The 22,022-nt window shown below is 70.4% G+C and carries 2 protein-coding genes; one reads left to right on the forward strand and one right to left on the reverse strand.

The annotated features are described in order from the left end of the window. Nucleotides 1-101: 101 nt before the first annotated feature. Nucleotides 102-461, reverse strand: a complete 360-nt coding sequence (locus tag ACYVN4_RS40725; protein ID WP_460728845.1) for a hypothetical protein — start codon at nt 459-461, stop codon at nt 102-104. Between ACYVN4_RS40725 and ACYVN4_RS40730 the strand changes: the two genes are divergently transcribed. Then, on the forward strand, nt 441-21,974 hold the full coding sequence (locus ACYVN4_RS40730; RefSeq protein WP_460728847.1) for a hypothetical protein: 21,534 nt from the start codon (nt 441-443) through the stop codon (nt 21,972-21,974). The two genes, ACYVN4_RS40725 and ACYVN4_RS40730, sit on opposite strands and share 21 nt — an antisense overlap. The last annotated feature ends 48 nt before the right edge of the window (nt 21,975-22,022 follow it).

Here is a 22,022-nt window from a genome sequence, read left to right on the forward strand (position 1 = left end):
GATCCGAACCTGCCGCCGAACACGGGGCAGCCGGAGTGGATCGTCCGGAACCTGTCGAGCACACGCGGGAAGCGTCCGGGCTGCGGTCGGAAGCGGAGCCCTCAGCCGAGGCTCGAGGCCGCGAGGACCCGACCGTTGAACGCCCCGGGGCGGATCGATCCGAGCCGGGGGAGCCCGCGCACGACCGTGAGCGGGACGAGCACGGCACGCCGCAGGATGGTCTGCTGATCGCGCCGATTCCCCTGGGCGAGCATGCGGTTACGCCCACGGGCGACGGTGGCCGCGGACCCCACGGCGAACGGCCGCACGCGGGCATCGGGGAAGGGCAGCATCCCGCCGAGCGCCCGGCATCCCCGGAACGCCGCGGCGCGGCACGGACCGGCGAAGGCCGGGCCGTTCCGCCGGAACGCGGCGACGGCGCGGCGGCGCACCCTGGCAGCGTGCGGGAGCCGTCGGAGCATTCGGCCTCGGCGCATCCGGATTCGGCACCCGATCATGCTGCGCCGCAACCAGATCGGGCCGCCCATACCGACGCTCACCCGAATCGCGGTCGCTGCGGCGAGCTGGCTCTGAAATTGCTGCGCCAGCTCACCGGCAACGACTCGATCCGGGTGCCGGAACGTCCGGTCGGCCACGAGGGGATGACCGCCAAGGAATTGGTCTCCATGGCGGGCGGCAAACTGCGCGACTACGACGGTCATGACGCGATCGCGGATCGGCTGCGCGAGCTGGGCCCCGGCTCGTCCGCACTGGTGATCGACCACTACGCGGGCCCCACCGACGAGCACGGCGTGGGCGCGCACGCATACCTGCTCGTCAACGAGGACGGCAAGATCGTCGTCAAGGAACCGGCGTCCGGCCGCGAGCACGGCTTCCCGCCGGAGGTGCCGACCGAGACCCGGAGCACGCACGCCGTCCTGTTCAAAGACGATGGCACCGCGGTGGATCCGCTCAGTGAACGGACCCGGCAGGGCCTACTCCCCGCCCACACCGGACACAAAGGCGCGGACGCTGACAAGCAGCCAGATGACCTGCGCACGCAGATCGCCCGCTCGCACGACGTGGCCCGCCACGACGTGCGGAAGGCCATCGAGAACCTGGAAAAGGTGACCGGCCTGAAGGTCGCCGAATCCGACCTGGCCGCAGGCAAATTCGCCGACACCATGCGCGACCTCGAGGGCCGCGACCTGGGAAAGGTGAAGGGCGACCCGCGACCGGCCTTCACCCAATTGCGCGAGGCCGCACAGCAATACCACCGTGCGGAGGACGTCACGCGATTGATGATCGCCGCCGATCTGGCACACGCGGCCGATCTGGCCCACGCCGCCGATCCGGCTCGCGCGGCCGCCCCGGGGCCGCGCGGCAACTGCGGCGCGATGTCGCTGGAGCTGCTCGTGCAGCTGACCGGCAATGATTCGATTCACGTGCCCGAGCACCAGATCGGCCCGGAGGGGATATCCGCCAGGCAGTTGGTGGCCGCGGCGGGTGGCGAGCTGCACACCTTCGGTGACCACGATGCCATTGCCGACCGCCTGCGCGAGCTGGGCCCCGGTGCCTCCGCCCTGGTCGTCGATCACTACGCCGGACCGGTCGACGAGCACGGCGTCGGTGCACATGCTTACGTCCTGGCCAATGAGGGCGGCGAGATCGTCGTCAAGGATCCGGCAGTCGGTCGCGAGCATGGTTTCCCGCCCGATGTCCCGGTCGAGACGCAGGGCACGCACGCCATCGTGTTCGACGCCGACGGCAAGGCCGTGGATCCGCTCAGCATGGGCACTCGGCACGGCCTCGACCCGAGGTTCGCGCCCGAGCCCCCCGAAACCGGGCGTCCCGCTTCCGATTTCCTCGAGCAGACGCGCGCCGACCGGATCGCCGAGCTCGAGCACCTTCCCGGGATCGGGAAGGATCCGCTCCCCGACGGCAGCCGTCCGGTCGACCCGCTCGAGGACCGGAGGGCGTTCGCCGATCAGGTCCGCGAGGCCGTCGAGTCCGGCGAGGTCTCCTCCGAGGTGATCTCCGAGGGCGCGCTGCGCAGTGCCCAGCTGGTCGAGCTGGTCACCTTCGAGGACGGCACTCAGCTCATCCGCAAGACCACCACCAACCCCGCCCACGCCCATGCCGAGGACCTCGCCTCGCTGGTCGGCCGCGCGGCGGGCGCGGAGGTGCCGCGGGTGCACCGCGACGGTGAGCGGGTCGTCTATATGGAGGTGGTGCCGGGTGAGACCGCCAAGGATCTGCACCCGGGCGATCTGAATTCCGCCCTGATCTACCGCGATACGCCCGCCGGTGTGCGCCTGGGTCTGCTGGACGCGCTGATCGACATGCCGGATCGAGGTCCCGGCAACTGGATGGTCCGACCCGAAGGTGTGGTCAGCGGTATCGACCACAGTCTGGGCTTCGGCGGCGGGGTACGCAGCCACAGCCCCAGCCTTTTCGCCGCGCATTTCATGGAGCGCGGGGAGCACGGCGAAATCATCTGGCGCGACCACGAACTCACCCGCTCCGATATCGCACGCGTGCGCGAACGCCTGGATGCCCTGGCCCCCGAGTTCGAGCGGTTGGGCCACCCCGACTGGCACGAGGCCGTGCGCGAGCGACTGGACCGGATCGAGGAGCACGCGCGAGCCGATCGCGAGGACGTCCAGCACGGCTCCGGCGACGGCGTCCATGACCACTCCGGGGACCTCTCGGTGGAGCCACAGGTCAAGGCTCCGTCGGCCGGGGAGCCGATGGAACACCCGATCGGATTCACGGAAGATCTCGCGGATCCCGGTCCGGCGCAGCACATCCACGATCCCGAATTCGAAGGGGACAAGTCCCGCGGTGCGGTTGTCGAACAGCTCGATCTGAACGATCGCACCCGGGTACAGGTGGGGGACGACGGCCTCATCAAGGCGATCGACGGCAAACCGGTGCACGAGTACATCGGCGCTCTCTCCCGGGATCGCGCCCTGTACCACGCGAAGGACTTCACCCCGGGCGAGGACGGGCCCTGCAGCGCCCTCGGCATCGACCTGCGGACCGGCCTGATCACCGAGGGCGTGAACGGTACCGCCGCACACGTGATCGACAACGACAACGTCCATCCCCTGCTTCGCGAGAACCATCACGCTCTCGGCGACTGGCAGCACCCGGTCATGGAGTCCGAGGACAAGGTCCTCCAACGCAAGATCAAGGGCGTCGGGAAACGGGACGTGGTCTATCAGGGCCGCGCCCACTTCGACACGCCCCTGCGGCACGCCGAGGTCAAGGCGGTCAACGAGCTGTTGTGGGAACGTCAGCGTGTCCACGACATCGAGTGGCGTGCGCAGCACGGCGCGGATTCCACTCCGCCTCCGCTCGGGCGCGAGGTGCTCGCGGAGCTGCGTTTCGATCCCCGCTGGATCAGCGAGAAACTCGGTGTCGGCGATCCCGCCGCGGCGTGCGCCAACTGTAATTCGATGCTGCACGGCGTCCCCAGCTACACCGGCCGAAACCTGTACGTCCCGGCGGACTACCGCATCAAGGCGGAGGACGGCTCGGGGGTGGTGCTCCCGCACCGCGACCCGATACCCGCCGACGTCGCGGCCCGGCTCGCCCAGGATGCGGCCGAACGCAATGCCCGCGCGGGCCTTTCCGACCCGGAGGCGCCGACCGGTGGTGAATCCGAATCGCCGAGATCCGGTGAGCCGAAGTCCGATGGCGGAACCGAACCGCCGAAGTCCGGCGGCGACGAGTCCGGCCCGGCCGCAGACGGTCGTGAACCGGGTGGGGACGACCCGGCTCCCGGCGCGAGCCCCCGTAAGCCCGGCGGGCCCGAATCCGGTGACGGCGCTGCCCAATCGGAGCCGCGCGCGGCCGAGCCGCCCGCGAACCTCACCGGCGGTTCGTCGTCGACCGGTGGCTCGGAGCCGGCCGCACCGCACCGGCCCGCATCCGACGCTCAGGACGTGGCGGACAATGTGCGCCCGGAGCGCGCCGTGCGCGAACTCGTCTACCCGGTCGTGGCCGACACGCCGTTCGTCGACTCGCGGTATCTGGCCGAGGGCGTCGATCCACGCCTGGTGGCGGTCGGGGAAGTGCTGGCGCACACCGAATCCGGGCGTGCCGCTCTCCTCGCCCTGCGGGAGTCCGGAATCTCGTTGCGCCTGTCCGACGGTGAGGGTGGCCCGCACGGCCACTCCTACGATCCGGTCCGGCGTGAACTGATCATCGACACGCACGAGCGCAGTGAGCTGGACCAGGCGACCGCCGTCGTCGCGGCCGCCACCCATCTGGCCGACCCGCACCGGGCAGTCGAGCCCGGCGGTCCCGAGCACCTGCGGCGCGCGGCCGAATCCTTCGCCGAAGAAGCCGAATTCGTACGCGAACTGCGCGATGCGGGATACGACCCCGAGCGCGGGCCATTCCACGCTCCCGTGGACAGCGCCTTCATCGACCATATTCGCGAGTCCTACCACCGGGCGGGCGCCGAGGCCGTAGCGCGCGCCCGCGAGGTGAATCCCGAACTGTCGCACGAGGAAGCGGGCCGGGTCGCACGCGAGGCCGGTGTCGCGACCCTGCTCGCCGACAACCGTTTCACCGGTGAGACCCGTGTCGACTCGCTCGCCGAGCATTATGGCCAGCCAACCGAGGCCCACGCCGAAACATCGCCTCGCACCGAGGATCGCACCGGACCCGAAGCCGATCCGTCCCATGCCGATGCGACGGAATCGCAGCGCGCCAGGGCCCAGGCCGCCGTCGATGCCGTCTCCGATGCGATCCAGGCCGCGTTCGACCGCGAGCACGGCAGCGAACTCTCGCGCTGGGCCCTCGAGACACTGGACCGCAACGGTGTCCACGTCCGGATCACCGATGATCCGGCGGCCGCGGTCGGCGTCGACGGCGCCGGCCGACCGGAGCGCGGCCCCATGGCCGGATACGACCCGGCCACCAATACCGTTGTGCTGCACAGCCAGTCGTCACCGGCCGACCACGCGGTCGAGCTGGTGCGCGCCGCTTCCGAGTTCGAGGCGCACAGCCGGGTCGAGGGCCCGCTGGAGCGGTTCGCACTGACCCGCGACGACTACGTGCGTGCCATGCTGACTCGTCAGGCCGAGGCGCTGGCCCTGGGTTACGAACACAACCGCACCGGGGGTACCGAAGACCGACCGCGCCCGCGTTCGGCCGATCCGCTCGAACGGGTCTACCGCCGCGCCCACGACGAGGCGCTGGACACCGCGCGCAAGGCTTACCAGGGCAGGAACACCGCCGACGAGCGGATGCTCGAGGCCGCGGCCTACCGGGCCGGTGTGCGCGAGGTACTGGCCCGGCTGGTCGGCGACGGCCCGCGGGTGGAGGGCCGTGACCCGGCCGCGGCCCATGCCGCGGATTGGGATCGGGCGCACGGTATTCGGGACGGTGTGGATCCTGCCCGGCTGCCGCGCCGGGAGGCCGACACCCCGGAGGCGCGGTCCCGGCGGGCCGCGGAATACGCACAGGAGATCGAGCATCTGCGTGCGATGCGCGCGGCCGGAACACCGATGCCGATCGGGCCGGCCGAGCGTGTGTACCATGCGGCGCAAGAGGCCGCCGCGGCCCGCCCGCACGCCTCCGAGTCCAGCGTGCGGGAGGCGGGCCTGACCGCGCTGCGCCGCTATCTGGAAGGCACCGGCCTGCACGACGCCGAGGTCGCCTTCGATGTGGCGCGCTCCTTCGGCCAGCCCGGTGACAGCCATTGGGGCCATCCGAATGTGCGTGACCTGCTGCGCCCGGCGAATGTCGTGCACGAACCCGTGCGCGGTGAGCCGCGGCTGGACGAGGCCCGGGATCGCGCGGTGTCGAGGCAGTTCTCCGAAATCGATGCGCAGAGGCGTAATTCGACCCGTCTCACCGATCACGTGGTCCAGATCTACAACTCGACCGGAAGCGCCCGCGTCTACCGGGTGTACGCCGGTGAGGGCGGGCACATGCGCGCGCTGCGGGAGCTGGCCGAGGCGCATCCGCGCTTGCGGGACGCACTGTGGGATCCGTGGACTCGGCTCGAGTACCGCGAGATCGTCTCCGACGGTGCGGGCGGGCTGCGGGTACGCGATATCGACTCGGTCACCGCCGAGGGGCCGATGCGCCGCCCGGATACTCGGGAAGCCGTGGGCGAGATGCTCGCCCACTACCTGAACTTCCGCGCCGACGGCCGGGTCCACGTCGGGTTCGACGAGTGGATGCGCGGCCTGGGTGACGGCGCTTTCGAACTCGCCCATCGCCCGGGCAGAGCGCGCCCGCGCGGTGCGGATCCGGGCGCGTTGAAATTGTCGGACAACTTCATGGAAGCGGGCCACCGGGTCGCCGAGCGCAATCGTTCGACCCATCCGCACCCGGCGGCGGTCGCCCGCGATCTGATGACTCGGCAGGTGCCTCTCGGATCGCCCAGCGCGGACGGCTACCGCTACCGTGCCGAGGATCGCTTCGACCTGCACGAGTTCAAGGTCGGCTCGACGACCCTGAACCTGTGGCTGGAGCGTGACGGCGAAGGCGGCTGGCGGGTACCCGGACCCACCGGGCGCGGTGAGGCCTCGGACGCGCTGGCCCAGCGCTTCCAGGGCATGAGCGATCGGGATCCGGTCAAGCTGGCCAACCGGATTCGCGATGTGCTGCACGACCCTTCGGCCCCGCTGCGGCCCACGGAGCCGGAGCAGCCGCGGTCGCTGTGGCGGCGCGTGACCGACCGGATCACCGGTCGTGGACCGGAGGCCGGGCCGCATGCTGTCGAGGCCCCGGCCGAGCAGCCGCGTCCGGATGGTCCGGCGCAGCGCCGCGGCCCGTTCGAGGAGCCGCATCCGGCGACCCTCGATTCGGCAGCTCACGATTCCGCCGCCGGGCACGAAAACGAGCACGCGACACCGGATTCCGAGCCTTTCGAGGCCGTGCCGGATTGGTCGCCGCACCCCGACGACGCGTGGTCGGCCCTCGACCACCAGGGCATCGCCGATCGGCTGCGGGAGATCCACCGCGACGTCACGGTCAGCAGCTACGACGAGCGTACGGGCACCGTCGTCGACGGTTTCGCGGATCACTACGACATCGAGGCGCTGCGTGAGTACGGCCGCGCCCTCGAAGCCAGGTTCGCCGAATTCCCGGATGCCCGGGTGGGCAACGTTCATGTCGGGCCGATCGACGAGCGGGGCGTCTTCGCCGAGACGACCCCCGGACGCATCGAGAATGGCCGGATCCAGACCGACCGGATCACCCTCGACAGCCGCTTCGCCCAGGATCCCGCCGCGCTCGCACGGGAGGTGGCGCGGGCCGAGGAGGCGGGACATCTCGCTCCCGGATCGGCTGCGCGCCCGGTGTATTCGACGATCGTGCACGAGTTCGCGCACATGTTGGACTACTCCGGTGGCCTCGCGGCCCAGCATCACGCCTTCGAGGCCATGATGCGCCACTACGCCGAAACCCGGGGCAGCCTCGACGGTTTCGCGGAGTGGTTCAACGACCAGCCCGGAATCGCCTTCGACCGCAACGGCCGCTGGGATCCAGAAGAGGCCCTGGCCGAGGCATACACCGACGATGTGCTCAATGGCGCGGCCGCCTCCGAACAGTCGAAGGTGTTGAGCCAGGCCCTGATCGACGCCCACCACGCCCAGGTCGAGCGAACGGCCCACGGCGAGGACAACTTCCACCCCGAGGGCGGCGCCCACCCGGCCGAACCCGCCCAGCGCCGCGGTCTCCCCGACGACGACGGCAACACCCCCGGCGACAGTGGTTCGTGGCTGGATCGCCAGCGCGCCATCCATGCCGACTGGCTGGCGGGCGAATACCAGCGCAATGCCGACTGGCTGCGTGAAATGGCCGCCACCTTCGAGCCCGGCACCCCGCACCGGCTGGAGCTGGAAGCCGATATCGCCGACGCCGACGCGCGCGCCCGCATTTTCGCCCAGGACGCCGACCTGGCCTGGGAAGTCGCGGGCGGCCGCCCCGAAGAGCCGCCCCGCACCGCCACCGACCCCAACGCCACGACCGAGCAACTCCCGCAACCCGAGTCCCCGGTATCCGACCCGAATGCGGCGACCCAGGAGTTGCCGCGCAACGATCCGAATGCGGCGACCCAGGAACTGCCGCAGAACGATCCGAATGCGGCGACCCAGGAGTTGCCGCGCAATGATCCGAATGCGGCGACCCAAGAGCTGCCGCGCAATGATCCGAACGCGGCGACCCAGGAACTGCCGCAGAACGATCCGAATGCGGCGACCCAAGAGCTGCCGCGCAATGATCCAAATGCCGCGACCCAGGAGTTGCCGCAGCACGATCCGAATGCTCAGACGCAGGAATTGCCCGCGCAGCAGCACACCGCGGTGGCGTCGAGCGAGGCGCCGACGGTGGAACTGACTGCCCCGGAGCAGGAGTCGCGCCCGGTGCCGCGCGATCCGGTCGACGCCTCTCCGGCCCTCCGCGCGGCCGCCGACTACCTGTTGCGCGCCGAGCACCCGGTGGGTGCCCGTGCACACGCGCCCGCCGAGCGCGAGTACGGACGCCAGCTGAGCGAGGCCCTGGGTGTGCGCGAAGCCGTGGGCGGCCGCCGCGATCCGCTGTCGGCCTTCCGGGACATCGCCGAGCAGGCCCGCGCCCGAGGACATTTCGGTGACCCCGAGGGTGATGTGCCCTCACGCCCCATGCGCGCGGAGGATTACCGGCCGCTCTCGAACAGCGAGCGCTTCGATTCCCGGCAGCGCACCGAGTTGCCGCCGGGCACGAGGCCGGACCCGCGGCCGCTGGAGCCGTGGTCGGAGGTGAATCGCGGTCCGGCCCATGATCAGCCGCGCGCCCTCACCCTCGACCAGTTGCGCCATGAGCTCGCCGCCGAGCTGGGCCTTCGTCCCGAGGACCTGACCCCCGAGCGCATGTCCGAGGTCATCGGTGACATGCAGTACCGGAACATGCTGCGCGCCGGCGCGATCGAGGCGCTCAGCGACGCCGTCGATTGGCATGCCAATGCCGGTAACCCGCAGGAGCGTCAACGCTTCGCCCAGACCCGGGACGAGTGGGCCCGTCTGCTCGGCGTGGATCCGGACCGGGTGCTCCCCGAGCACGCGGCCCGGACCCTGAGCGAGCTGCGCGATGAAACGCTCCGCCGCGCTTCGGATGTCGCGGACCTGATGGCCGCCACCCACCACGTGCAGGATCCGGCCGCCGGTCATCACCTGGTGCTGGAGTCCGATGGCCACCGGGTGCACGCGAGAGTCACCGAGGACGAGCACGGCAACCGTCGTGTAGAGGTGGTCGACCGCCCCGACCTGCCCGCCGCGCCCAAGGCGCCCGCGGCGGAGCCCGAGCAGCCGGGTCTGGTGAAGCGCGTCATGCGCCGGATGATGGCCCCCTTCAAGGGCGACTATCCGAAGTACCCGTCCGGCTCCGGCAATGACAGCAAGGGCCAGGGCGAACTGATCAACTTCGTCGGCGACGTCGTCCACGAGTTGGCCCATGTCGAGGTGCACGAGGTCGAGGAGGCCAACCCGGCGCGCATTGCCAAGGAGGCGGCCACCATCCTCAAGGTGCGCGAGCAGATGCCGCTGCTCAAACACCTGACGAGCAAGATCGCCGATGTCGCCGCCGACCTCATCCCGATGCGGACCCGCGACGGCGGCGAGTATCAGCCCTGGAATACCGAGGTCGATCATTCGCGGAGCTGGCAGGAGCGACTCGACCACCAGGAGAGCATCGACCTCTTCCGCGAGAACCACCCCGACGAGTACGAGGTTCCCCCCGCGCCGGAACGGGATCCGAACTCCGAGCTGCAGCCGCCGCCCGAGCGGCACCTGGCCGACGACGTCCCGCAGCCGCTGGTCGGCGCCGTCGACGCGCGCGATGCCGCCCTCGCCGACCTGGTGCGGCTGGCCCACCGTCACGGCATCGATCTCACCGATGCCGACCCGGCCACCCTGCACCGCGCGGTCGATCACGCCACCTACGAGCTCATGCGTCGTGCCGGTGCCGTGGAGGCCCTGCGTGACGCCTCCGAGCGGTACAACGCCGAGGCGGAGCGGGTCCCCTTCCGGGAAGCCAAGTTCAATGACAAGGACCCGCTGGGCCGCTATGTGCGCGAGATGTGGGAGGTGCGGGAGCGGGAGATCCAGCAGCAGCGCGCCGATGCCCGTCGCGCGCGCGACGGCGTCTCGCCCGACGATCCGGACCCGTACTACCTCCCCCGCAAGCCCCGCACGACGGCGCTGGACTTCCACGGCGTCAACAATGGCGGTGAGTGGGCCCGCCACTTCGACGATCCCGAATCGGAATTCGCGCAGAGCGAGGAGGGGCGCTTCTTCGAGGAAGCCCTGAATCGCGATCAGATTCGCGAGGAGCGCTCCAACTGGGCGCAGCTGCTCGGGGTCGGCCTGGACGAGCTCGTCCCGACCGCGAACGATCCGAATCGGCTGGCGCACACCATTGCCGACCTGCGCATGCAGGTGCGCGACGACGCCGGCGGAATCCACGAATTCGCACAGGCCGCAGAGCATTTCCTGCGGCTGGACGCCGAAGCACGAGACCTGACCGAGCAGCTCGGCGATCGCACCGCGCACGCCTGGCTGGACGCCCACGGCGGCGCCATGCTCGAGGACGGTGTCGGCCTGCGTCCGCCCGAGCACCCCGGCGAACCGACCCGCCTGGTCGTGATTCGCGGCACGGACGACCATGAGGTCCGCCTCGCCGACGCGCTGGCCGCCCACCCGGACCTGGGCGAGCTGCTCAATCGCGGTGAGCTGCAACTGGATTACCGCGTCATCGGGGTGGACGGCGACGGCCATGTCGTGGTCCGCGAGGCCGAGCCGCCGCAGGCCCGCTTCCACGAGATGGAACTCGACGGCGAACGCACCCCGGTGCTCCTGGTGCGCGAAGGCAACGAGCCGTGGAAGGTGGTGCAGCCGGAGCCGGGTACGCACGATCCGGTGGCGGTCCATGAGGCCGAAACGGTCGTGACCGAGCCGCAGCAGACCGCACCCCGCGATCCGGATGTCGTTCGCTCCGAACGCAACGAGGTCGCCGCACGACTCTCGGTCGACCATCTGAAGCTGGGCCCCGAGCACCTCCAGGACACCCTCGACGCACTGCGCCACGACAATGCCCTGCGCGCCGCGCAGATCGAGGGGATGGCGGATTTCATCCGCAGCGGCGATGCCATCGAGAACTTCCACGACCTCGATCGCCGGCTCAACAACCTCGCCCACTCCATCGGCATGGATCCCGAGCACCTGACGCCGGAGCGGCTGGCCGAGGCCATGGCCGATCCGAACGTCAAGAAGGCGGCGCGCATCCAGCGGCTCGAGGATCTGCTCGACTACGCGAAGACACTGCGCGACACCACCGATGGCAAGGCCGTGCTGGCGGCGCGCGACCGCTTGGCCGAGCGGCTCGGTGTCGATCCCGAGGACCTGTACGGCAAGAAGCACGTCAAGGACGAGAACAAGGAGATCGTCGGCTACGGGCCGGATCCCAAGAGCACCAAGCCCAAGGCCGTGCTGCACGCGATCAACGATGTACTGGAGCGATCGGGTAACCGGCCGGAGCTGCTGGCCGCGCTGGCCGAATACGCGCACACCATCGCCGAATTGGATCCCTTCCGCACGGGGCTGCGCCACGACCCGAGCGCGGATCCGCGCGCCGCGGACGGTGTGGTCCGGATCTACGACGAGAACGCTCCCGCACTGCTGAAGAAGCTGATGAGCGGTGCCATCGGTGAGCCGCTGGTCGCGGAGAATCCGTCACGGGCGGAAGCCGTCTGGTCGCGGCTGCTCGGCGTGGACGTCCACGATGTCGAGCGGCTGGGGAAGCTGTACCGCGACGAGTTGCCCGGTCTGCACGACCGGCTCTCGCCCGCCCAAATGGACGATGTGCTGCGCGGGGTGGAGCAGCGCGAAACGGCGGATGGCCAGCGGCGCGAGCTGACCGACGACGAAAAGCACGCGGTGCACGCCGAGTACGTGGCGAGCATGGAGCCCGGGCAGCGGCCGCTCTCCGAGCACGAGCTGTTCGAGGTGGTCACGGAGATCCGGCACGATCGCTACGCCGAGGTCTACGAGGTCTATCGCGACGGCAAGATCGAGAAGCACGAACACCCCAAGCCCGGCGAACTGTCCGGGATCATCGACGGCCTGCGCGAGGAGATCCGTTCCCGCGAAGCCGATATCGACGCGCTGGGCCGGCTGGCCGCCGAGCACAACCACCTCACCACCCCGTGGACCCCCGAATCGCCGCGCACTCCGCGCGAACTCGCCGCCGATCTGGCCGAGGCTCGCCACCGGCTGCTCATCGCGAGTGACAACCGCGCGCATGCCATGGGCCGAATGTGGTTGCAGGACAACCGGCCGCTGTCCGAGAGCGATTTGACGCCCGAACGGATTCACGGCACCACCGAATACCTGCGTACCCGCAATGCCGACGAGGGCGGGACACTGCCCAATTTCGAGCCGCGGATCGATGACCTGGAACGGGCCGCGCGCGAATTCAACCAGGCCCAGGACCGTGTGCGGGACCTGGAGTCGACGCTGCGCTCGGCTGTCGAGGCCGGTGCGGGCGCGCCGGAAACGCCCGTCGAGGCCTGGCAACGCGAAGTCGACGGCGCGCGTGCCGAATTGGAAGCCGCGATCGAGGCCGAGCCCGGTAATCGGAACTCCGGTGATCTCGATCGAGTCGTCCGTCAGGTCGAGCGGATCTCCAATGTTCCGCGCGAATCCGGCGGTCTCTGGAGCGATGAGCAGATCCCGGTCCGGGATGCGGTCCACCGCTACCAGACCGCGCGCGAATTCCTCGCCGCGGCCCAGGACGAGGCGCTCGTGGCGGCCCGTGCGGCGGAGACGCCCGAGCGCCGGGCGACTCGCGAACTCGATTACGCACGACAGGATCTGGATCTCGCCGAGCTGGCGCGTGACAACGCGATGGCGGGCCTGCCCGTCACCGAGCCGGAGCTCACTCGCTCGTGGGTCGAGGCGACCCGCGAGGAATTGGGCGGCAAGCCTGCCACACAGCTCTCGCCGGAGCAGCGTGGTCGCTTGGCGCTGGCCGACGCCGTCGAACGTCACCTCGACACTCAGGAGCGCGTGTCCCGCTGGGAGGCTCAGGTCGAGCATCTCGCGGCCGAGGCGGCCATCGCCGCCGACACCCCGCGTGCCGCCGCGGCCCGCGCGCTCGCCGACGCACGAATCGCCCTGCGCGACGCCGTTTCCCGACTCTTCCCGGAGACCGGCCTCCACATCACCGAGGCCGACCTGCACGCCGCCGACTACCGGCAAACCCTCTCGGATCTGGAGAACTCCACCATCCGCAAGCCCGGCGGCGACCCGCACGGCGCCCTCACCACGCTCCGCGAAGCAGCCGAAAACTACCACCGGGCCGAATCTTTCGCCGATTTCATCAACGACCACACCCCGCCCGACCCCGTACCGGATCCACGCGAGGCGTACGCGAAAACGCCCGACCCCGAGTCGGGTACCAAGCCCACCGATCCGCGTGAGGCCTACGCGAAGACGCCCGAGCCCGAGTCGGGCGTAAAGCCGACCGATCCGCGCGAGGCGTACCGCAAGCCGGACGAGTCGGATCCCGGCGACGCCGGTGGGTCGGCGTCCAAGACCGATCCGAACGACCCCGGCGACCCGAGTGGTCAGGGTGTGAAAACCGATCCGAACAGCCCGGGCGACTCGGGTGATTCGGGGGCGCAGGCCGATCCGTCCGATCCGGCGGACCCCGCGGGTGGTGGCGCGGAGTCCGGTGGGGCACAGCACGGTGCGAATCCGGAGACGGTGTGGGAGCCGGTCGGTCCACCGGAACAGCACGTGCCGGTCGACGCCCGGGTCGAGGCGCGGATCACCGAGCTCATGGGCAAGGCGCTCGAGGAGGACCGCGCGGCCGCGGCGGCCCACCAGGTGTTGCGGGACCAGGCTCGTGAGATGGGCATGACCACTCTGCGCAATGACGAGACCTTGACGTCGCAACAGCGGAGCGACCGCCTGCGCGAGCTGGAGACCCGCCTGGCCGATATGACGCCGAACGAGCTCTCCGACTACATCTTCGACGCCGACAAGACCGAAATCGCCGCGATCCAGCAGATGTTGCGGGCCGAGGGCATTCCCGCCGGAAACCACGGGAACTACTGGGAGCAGGTGGCGGCGTCCGATGCCCGCCGGGCCGAGCTGACCGAGATCCGCCGCATCACGGGCGAGCACCGCGATGCCCATCGGGCCCACACCGCCGAGGCACTCCGCCTGCGCGAGCAGGCGCACTACATGGCCGCCGAGGATGTGCTGGACAACACCACCACCGACCGGCGGGGTCCGGGTGTCGGCCTGGCCACCGACCCGACCAGGCTGGTGGTGGTCACCCACCACGAAGATCCGGACCTGGTCATCGGACCGGAGATCCGCGAGAATCTCGCCGCACAGGGCGTCCCGGTCGAATACCGCATCGTCCACGTCGATGACGCCGGCACCATCACCGTCCAGACCGTCCGCCCGGCGAGCGATTCTGGACCGCACCCCCTCGACCCCACCCCGCGCGATCCGCGCGGCCCGTGGTCACGCGGCGAGGATCTCACCGGGCGCGACCCGAACCTACGTGGCGACGGCGATCCGCCCAGCGGCGCGAAACCCGCTGTGGTGGAGCCGAATCCGTCCAAGCCGGACACCTCGGGTGCGAAGCCCGTGCCGGAGTCGGTCAAGACACCATCCCCGGCCGCGCCGCGTCCGCCGGAGCCGCGCGGTGCTGATCCGCGCGAGCTGTGGTCTCGGGGCGAGGGGCCGTTCGAGCGTCAGCCGGGGGAGCGTGGCGACGAGGAGCCGCCTACGGGCGGCACGCCCGCGAAGCCGGAGCCGGATCCGACGAAACCCGGTGCGCCGGGCGCGAAGTCGGAGCCGAAGGCCTCTGGGGCGGAAGGTGAGCCCAAGGGCCCCGCTGCTCCTGTGGTGCGGGAGGAGCAGAGCCAGGCCCCGTCGGTCCACGAGGCGACGACGCAGACCACGCCGGTTCCGGTGCACGAGGCGACGACGCAGACTGTGCCGGTTGCGGTGCACGAGGTCGATCGGGTGGTCGACCCGGTGGTGGCCTCGCCTGCGCTGGCGGCGGTGGCGGAGCACCTGAGCGAGCATGTGGTTGAGTCGACCGGGCGGCCGCGCGGGATGGAAGAGGGGGCCTACGCTGCCCGCCTGGCGGATGCCCTTGGTCTCTTCGACGCGCTGTCGCATCAGCGCGATCCGCTCGGTGCGCTGCAGCGGCTAGCCGAAACCGCGCGTGAGAACGGGCATTTCGGCAATCCGGAGCAGAACCGTCCGCCCGCCCCCATGACCCGCGAGCAGCTCGACGCCGCCGGGGCGCACGAATCGGAGCGTCCGCGACTCACTTCGGGCGATCCGGTGATACCTCCGCCGCCCGGCCGCGATCTGCCGCTGGAGCCGTGGTCGCGGGTGGAGCGCGGTCCCGCGGGCGAGGCCCGCATGATGTCGCTGGACGAACTGCGGTCCGAACTCATCGCCAGGCTCGGCCTGTCGGCCGACGATGTGGCGAATCTGCCGCGCGTGGCCGGGGAGCTGCAGTATCGAAACGCGTTGCGCGCCGGTGCGGTCGAGGCGCTGGCGCACACCCTGCATCTGCACGATGAAGCGACCCGACCCGAGGAACGCGCGAGGTTCGCCGAGGCCCGCGACGACTGGGCCCGCCTGCTCGGTGTCGAGACCACCTTCCTTGAGCCGCGGACCCGCGTCGACGTCCTCAACGACCTCATGCGCGAAACCCTGCGCCGCGCCTCGGATGTCGCGGATCTGGTGGCGGTCACCCATGTCCGTCCGGACTCGGCGAAGGGCCCGCACCTGGTGCTGGAGGCCGAGGGCGATCGTGTCTTCGTCCGCATGGCCGAAGGTCCCGACGGCAACCTGGTCGCCAAGGCTGTGCCGCGGCCCGAACTGCCGAAGCCGGAAGCGCCGGTCACACCCCGAGAGCCGGACACCCGCGGCCGACTGCGCAAGCTGTGGGACAAGCTGACCGGCGACTACGTCGGGCATGCCCCGAAGTACCCCTCCGGTTCCGGCAATGACAGTAAGTACCAGGCGTTCTGGGCGGTCGAGGTCGGCTATGCCTCGCACAACGAGCATCTGCTCGAGGTCAAGGACAAGTTCAACCCGATGCGCATCGTCAAGGAAACCGCGACGCTGTGGAAGGATCGCGAGAAGCTGCCGTTCGTACGGCGTTTGAGCCGCCTGGTCGCCGATATCTCGCCCGATGTCCTGCCGATGCACACCCGCGACGGCCGCGAGTACCAGCCCTGGCTGACCGAGACCGACAACTCCCGGCACTGGCAAGAGGTTTCCGAACACGACGAGAGCGTGCGCCTGTTCCTCGAGGGGCATCCGGAGTACGCCCATGTGGAAGAGGTGCTGCCGGTCGTCGAGCGCCCCGAACTGCGGCCGATGACCGAACACGAGCTGGGCCCCGAGCTGCCGCAGCCGGTGGCGGAGGCCATTCTCGCCCGCGACGAGGCCCTCACCGATCTGGTGAAACTGGTGCGGGAGCAGGGGATTCGTCTGCCCGACGCGGAACCGGAGACCCTGCGTCGGCTCGTGGACGCGCGAACCTATGAGCTCATGCGCCGCGCCGGTGCGATCGAAGCACTGCGCGATGCCGCGCAGCGGTTCAACCTCGAGGACGCCCGCGTCCCGTATCGTCCGGTCAGCTTCCTGGACAAGGATCCGCTGGGCCGCTACCAGCGCGAGCTGTACCACGCCGAGGAGCAGCCCCGCGCCGAGCAGCGGGTGGCGAAACTGCGCGAGCGGATCGCCGACGAGAATCTGACCCCCGAGCAGATCGAGGGGCTGGAAGCGCGAGCGCGCATGCCACGGACCACCGCGCTCGAGTGGCAGGGCGCGGCCAATGGTGGTGAGCCCGGCCGCGACTTCGAGAACGCCGACGAGGAATTGAATCGCAGCTCCAGGGGCCGGCTGTTCGAGGCCGCGTTGCAGCGCGATCAGATTCGTGACGAACGTGGCAACTGGGCGCAGCTGCTGGGTGTCGACCTGGACCGGCTCACCCCCGAGCACCTCGAGCACACCCTCGCCGAGCTGCGCATGCAGGCCCGCGACGATCTGGATCGGCTGAACCGGCTGTCGGACACGGTGGATCACTTCCTCGACGCCGACACCGTCATGGTCGACCGCGCGACGAACTTCGCCGACGGACATATCCGCGCGTGGATGGAAACGATCGACGGCGGCATGGTCGACCGTGGTGTCGGTCTCGCTCCGGGGGAGCGTGCCGGAGATCCCAAGCGGCTGCTCGTGATTCGCGGTGTTCGCGATCATGATGTCCAGTTGATCGAGACCCTGTCCGAGCACCCTGAGCTCGCCGCACGCCTCAATTCCGGCGAGCTGCGTCCCGAGTACTTCGCCATCGACGTGGACGGGCAGGGCACCGCCAAGCTGGACGCGCTGGCGACCCCGCAGGCCCGCTACCACGAAATCGACACTGCTGGCGGCAAACTGGGTGTGCTCATGCTCCGAGACGGGGACGAGCCCTGGCGCATCGTGTCCCATCCGCTGGAAGCCGCAGGGCCGCATTCGATCGACCCCGCCGAGCATGCGGTCGTGCGCGATCCGGATGTCGTTCGCGCGGAACGCAATGCGATCGCGGCCCGACTCTCGATCGACTTCATGGAGCTCGGTCCCGAGCACCTGGCCGCCACGATCGAGGCGCTGCGCCACGACAATGCCTTGCGGGCCGCGCAGATCGAGGGCATGGCGGACTTCGTCCGCACCACCGACGCCATCGACAACTTCCATGCGCGGGAGCAGCCGCTCGGCCAGCTCGCGAACCGGTTGCGCCTGGGTGATCCCCGCGATCTCACGCCCGAGCGCATCGCGCAGGCGCTGACCGACCCCGACGTGAACGCCGCGCGGCGTTGGCTGCGAAAGCTACGGCGCGAGCAGGGCATCGAGGACCTGGTCGACTACGCGAACGTGCTGCGCGACGGCGACGAGAAGGCCGTGCTGGCCGCTCGCGACCGGCTGGCCGTGCGGCTCGGCGTCGAGCCGGAGGACCTGTACGCCGAGCGCTACGTCAAGGACAAGGCGACCGGTCTGGTCGTCGATCGTCGTCCCGATCCGGACAGCACCGACCCCAAGAAGCTGCTGCACGCGATCAATGAGGTGCTGCGACGGTCCGAGGACCGGCCCGAACTGCTGGCGGCGCTCGCCGACTACGTCGGGGAACTGGGCGATCTCGATTCCTTCCGCGACAATCTGGGCTTCGATCCGTCCCGTGATCCGCGGTTGGCAGACGGCGTGCTGCCCATCCACGATTCGAAAGCTCCGGCGCGCCTGCGGGAACTGCTGCACCGATCGCTGGGCGAGCCGCCCCTGTCCGACAACCCGTCGCAGGCGGCGGGCGTGTGGTCGCGACTGCTCGGAGTGGATACCTTCAGCATCGACCGCACCGTCAAGCTCTACGAGACGCACGCGCGCGATCTGCACGAACTGATGTCCCCGGCCCAATTGCGCGACGCGCTGCACACCGGGCGCGAGGCCGCTGACTTCGGGGCTGGCTATCAGGCCTACCGCGACAGCATGCCCGCCGGGCGCGAGCCGCTCTCGCGCGAGCAGTTCGTGGATCTGCTGAAGAACTCGCGCAATGCCCGCTACGCCGAGGTGTACGAGGCCTACCGCGACGGCAAGATCGACAAGCACGAGCGGCTGAAGATGTCGCAGATGGACAAGGTCATCGACACCATGCGGGAGGAGGTACGCGCCCGCGAGGCCCATATCGACGAGCTGGCGCGGCTCGCCGCCGAGCACAACGGCCTCACCGTGCCGCCGGAACCCGAAGCGCCGCACCGGTCCCCGCGCGAGGTGGCGGCGGAACTGGCCACCGCCCGCACGGCGCTGGAACAGGCCGACGCGAACCGTGAGTACACGCGCGGCCGGGTCTGGCTCGAGCACAACCGGGCCATCGAGCATTCCGACCTGACTCCGCACCGCCTGTCCGGCACCGTCGACTACCTGGCCGCCCGCACGCGTGAAGAGGGTGGCGAGCTGCCGGGGGCTCGGCAGCGCATCGACGATTTGGCCACGGCGGCACAGGATTACACGCACGCCGCGGATCGAGTCGCGAAGCTCGAGTCCGAACTGGGTGCCGCGGTGGACCGTGCCGCGGCCGCGCCGGGGGAGACCGCGGTCGAGGTCTGGCGGCGCGAGGTCGATGGTGCCCACGCTGATCTGCAGCGGGAGATCGCCGAGAACCCGGCGGCGGCCGGACGCAGTCCCGAACGCGTGATCGCCCAGGTCGAGGCGTTGCTGCGGGTTCCCGCGGGTGATCACGCGGTGTGGACCGAGGAGACCGCTCCGCTGCGGAACGCGGTGCGGCGCCATCGGATCGCGCAGGAGTTCCTCGCCGACGCCGAGCGCGATGCCGCCGTGCAGCACCTGGCGAGCGAGACTCCCGACGTTCGCGCGCACCGCGAACTCGACACGGCCCGACGAGATTTCGAGACGGCGGAGTCCGATCTCGGGCTGGCCGCGTCCGGCCTGCCGTATGCGCTGGATGAGCTCACCCCGGAATGGGTGCGCGAAACGCGCGAGGAACTCGCCACGAAGATGCGCGCGAACATGACGGTGGACGAACGCGCCCGCCTCGTGCTGGCCGAGGCGGCCGACCGCTGCCACGAGGCGGCCGACCGGGTAGGCCGGTGGGAGACCGAACTCCGTCGTCTCGCAGTGGAATCCGTCGCGGCTGGCGACTCCCTGCCCGCCGCCGCCGACCGTGCGCGCGCCGCGGCCTACGCCGCGCAAACCGCGGCCCTGGCGGACCTGCACCGCCGCACCGGCCTCGAGGTCTCCGAAGCGAACCTGACCCCGTCCCGCTACGAGGCCACCCTCGCGGGACTCGATCCGCGCGCGGCTCTCGTCGCGAACGTCGACCCCCACAACGTTTTCCACAACCTGCGCGAAGCCGTCCTGCGCGTCCATCGCGCCGACGAGTTCGCCCGCTGGGTGGCGGGCGAGCCCGAGCCGCCCAGCACCCATGAACAAAACCTGCCGGACGGCGGCATCCCGGCCTACGAACGGACCCTGCCGGACGGCGGCATCCCTGCCCACGAACGGACGCTCCCGGACGGTGCCGTCCCGGTCCGTGAACTGCAACCCGCCGAGGAATCAGAGCAGACCGCGCTGAATCAGGAAGGCGGCGGCCCGAAGCCGCCGACACCGCAACCCGGTGACGCGGAGGCCGACGGCACACCGCCGGAGAACCAGGACCCTGGTGACGGCCCGACTCCGGGCGTGAGCCCGCGCAAGCCCGGTGGTCCCGAAACCGGTGACGGCGGAGCCGCTCTCGTGCCCGAGCCGCAAGCACCCGCCACCCCGGCACCGCCGGTGATCCTGCGCGAATCCGGCCTACCCGAACGCCCGCCGGTCCAGGAACCGGCCCAACCGCAACCCGTTGTGGAACAGTCTCAACCGCAGCCCTTAGTCGAGGAGCCGCCCAAGTCGCAGCCGGTGGTCGAGGAGCCGCCCGAGCCGCGGCCTGTGGTCGAAGAACGGGCTGCACCGGAGTCGGTGGTCGGGGATCAGCATCGTCGGTCGCCACTGCTCCAGGAGCCGGTGCGGCCGAACGAGCCTGCCCCGCAGCCGAATGCCGCGGCGCGGCCGGAAGAGCCGACCGCCGGGAATGATCCGACTCCAGGCGATCCCGGCCACTCCGACCCGAACGGGCCCGGGTGGCAACCGCGCGATGAATGGCGCAACCCGGGCCGGCGCTCGCACGTGCCGCATCCGGTGCATCCGTTCAACCCGACGTTCCCGCAGTACACGCCGCAGCCTTCGCAGGAGGCCGCGCCGTGGTCGCTGCCGCCGGACAACGGAGATCCGAATCAGCCCGGCGGCCCGAATCAGCCTGTGGGACCGAGTCATCCGGGTGGTCCCAACTATCCCGGTGGCCCGAACTATCCGGGTGGCCCCAACTACCCGGGATTCTCGGGCCCGGGTGGCTCGATGCCGCCGGGCGGTCCACCCATGCCGACCAATCCGGGCGTGCCACACTGGCCCACTCAACCGACGCCACCGCATATTCCGACCCCGCCGGTGACCCCGCCGGGCGGCTGGCCGCAGCTCCCCGGCATGCCCAACGGTGGCGATGGCCTGCCGTGGGCTCCGGGCTCGTCGGCGAACAATTCCGACTGGACGCAGTCCCCGGGTACGCCGTGGAGTCGGTCGGGTGGGCCACAGTTCCAGGACCCCTCGAATACCGTTGGCGGGTGGCAAGATCCGGGTGGCCGGCCGCACCAGCCCGGCGTCGCACCGCATCCGCCGGTGGCCCCCAAGGGAAGCGGCCCGCACGCGCCCGGAGGTCCAAGCGGGCCGGGTGGCTATCCGCCCGCGCCGAACGGCGGCCAGCCACCCGGTTTCATGCCGTCGAGCCCCGACCCGGGCAGCCCGTGGAATGGCGCTTCGGCCAATGGGTCGGGCGCGAACGGCATGCCCGGTGGCTTCCCGGGTGGCGCACCCACGGGTGGAGCGCCGGGCGGCCAGCAGGGCGCGGCGGGCAACGGCCGCGGTCGCAACACCGGCCGGTTCCCGCGCGCCACGGCGCCGACCTCCGGCAATGGCAGCCACGGCGTCTACCTCCGATCCCATTCCGGATTCGGTGAATTCGCGACCCTCGATCCGGGCTCCGGCGCACTGCAATCCGCACCAGTCGGCGCGGGCTCCCCGGCGGGCGTCTACGACCACCTGGAAGGTCTGCCCGTGATGTTCTACCGTGACCGGACCTCCGGCCTGGTGCTGCGAATCGGTGATCAGGCCTTCGAGGTCGACCGCCTGGGCGCCGACGTCCACTGGGAGCGCACACAGCACGGCTACAACCGGCTGCTGGTCGGCGTCGCCGGGAACGTGCAGTGTGAATTGCGCTATCGCACCCCGCCCGCCGATGCCGACCTGGGGTTGTTGATCCGGGATGTGCTCGCCGACCCGGACCGCCGGGCGGGCATCTTCGGATGACCGCCGCGGGCCCGGACATGTGAGTTCGCCGATTTTTTTGATTCCGGC

It is taken from the genome of Nocardia heshunensis (genome assembly GCF_054782115.1).

Bases quoted from the DNA above. Each gene is read 5' to 3' on its own strand.
- ACYVN4_RS40725 (WP_460728845.1), bottom strand. From the start codon at position 461: ATGCTCCGACGGCTCCCGCACGCTGCCAGGGTGCGCCGCCGCGCCGTC.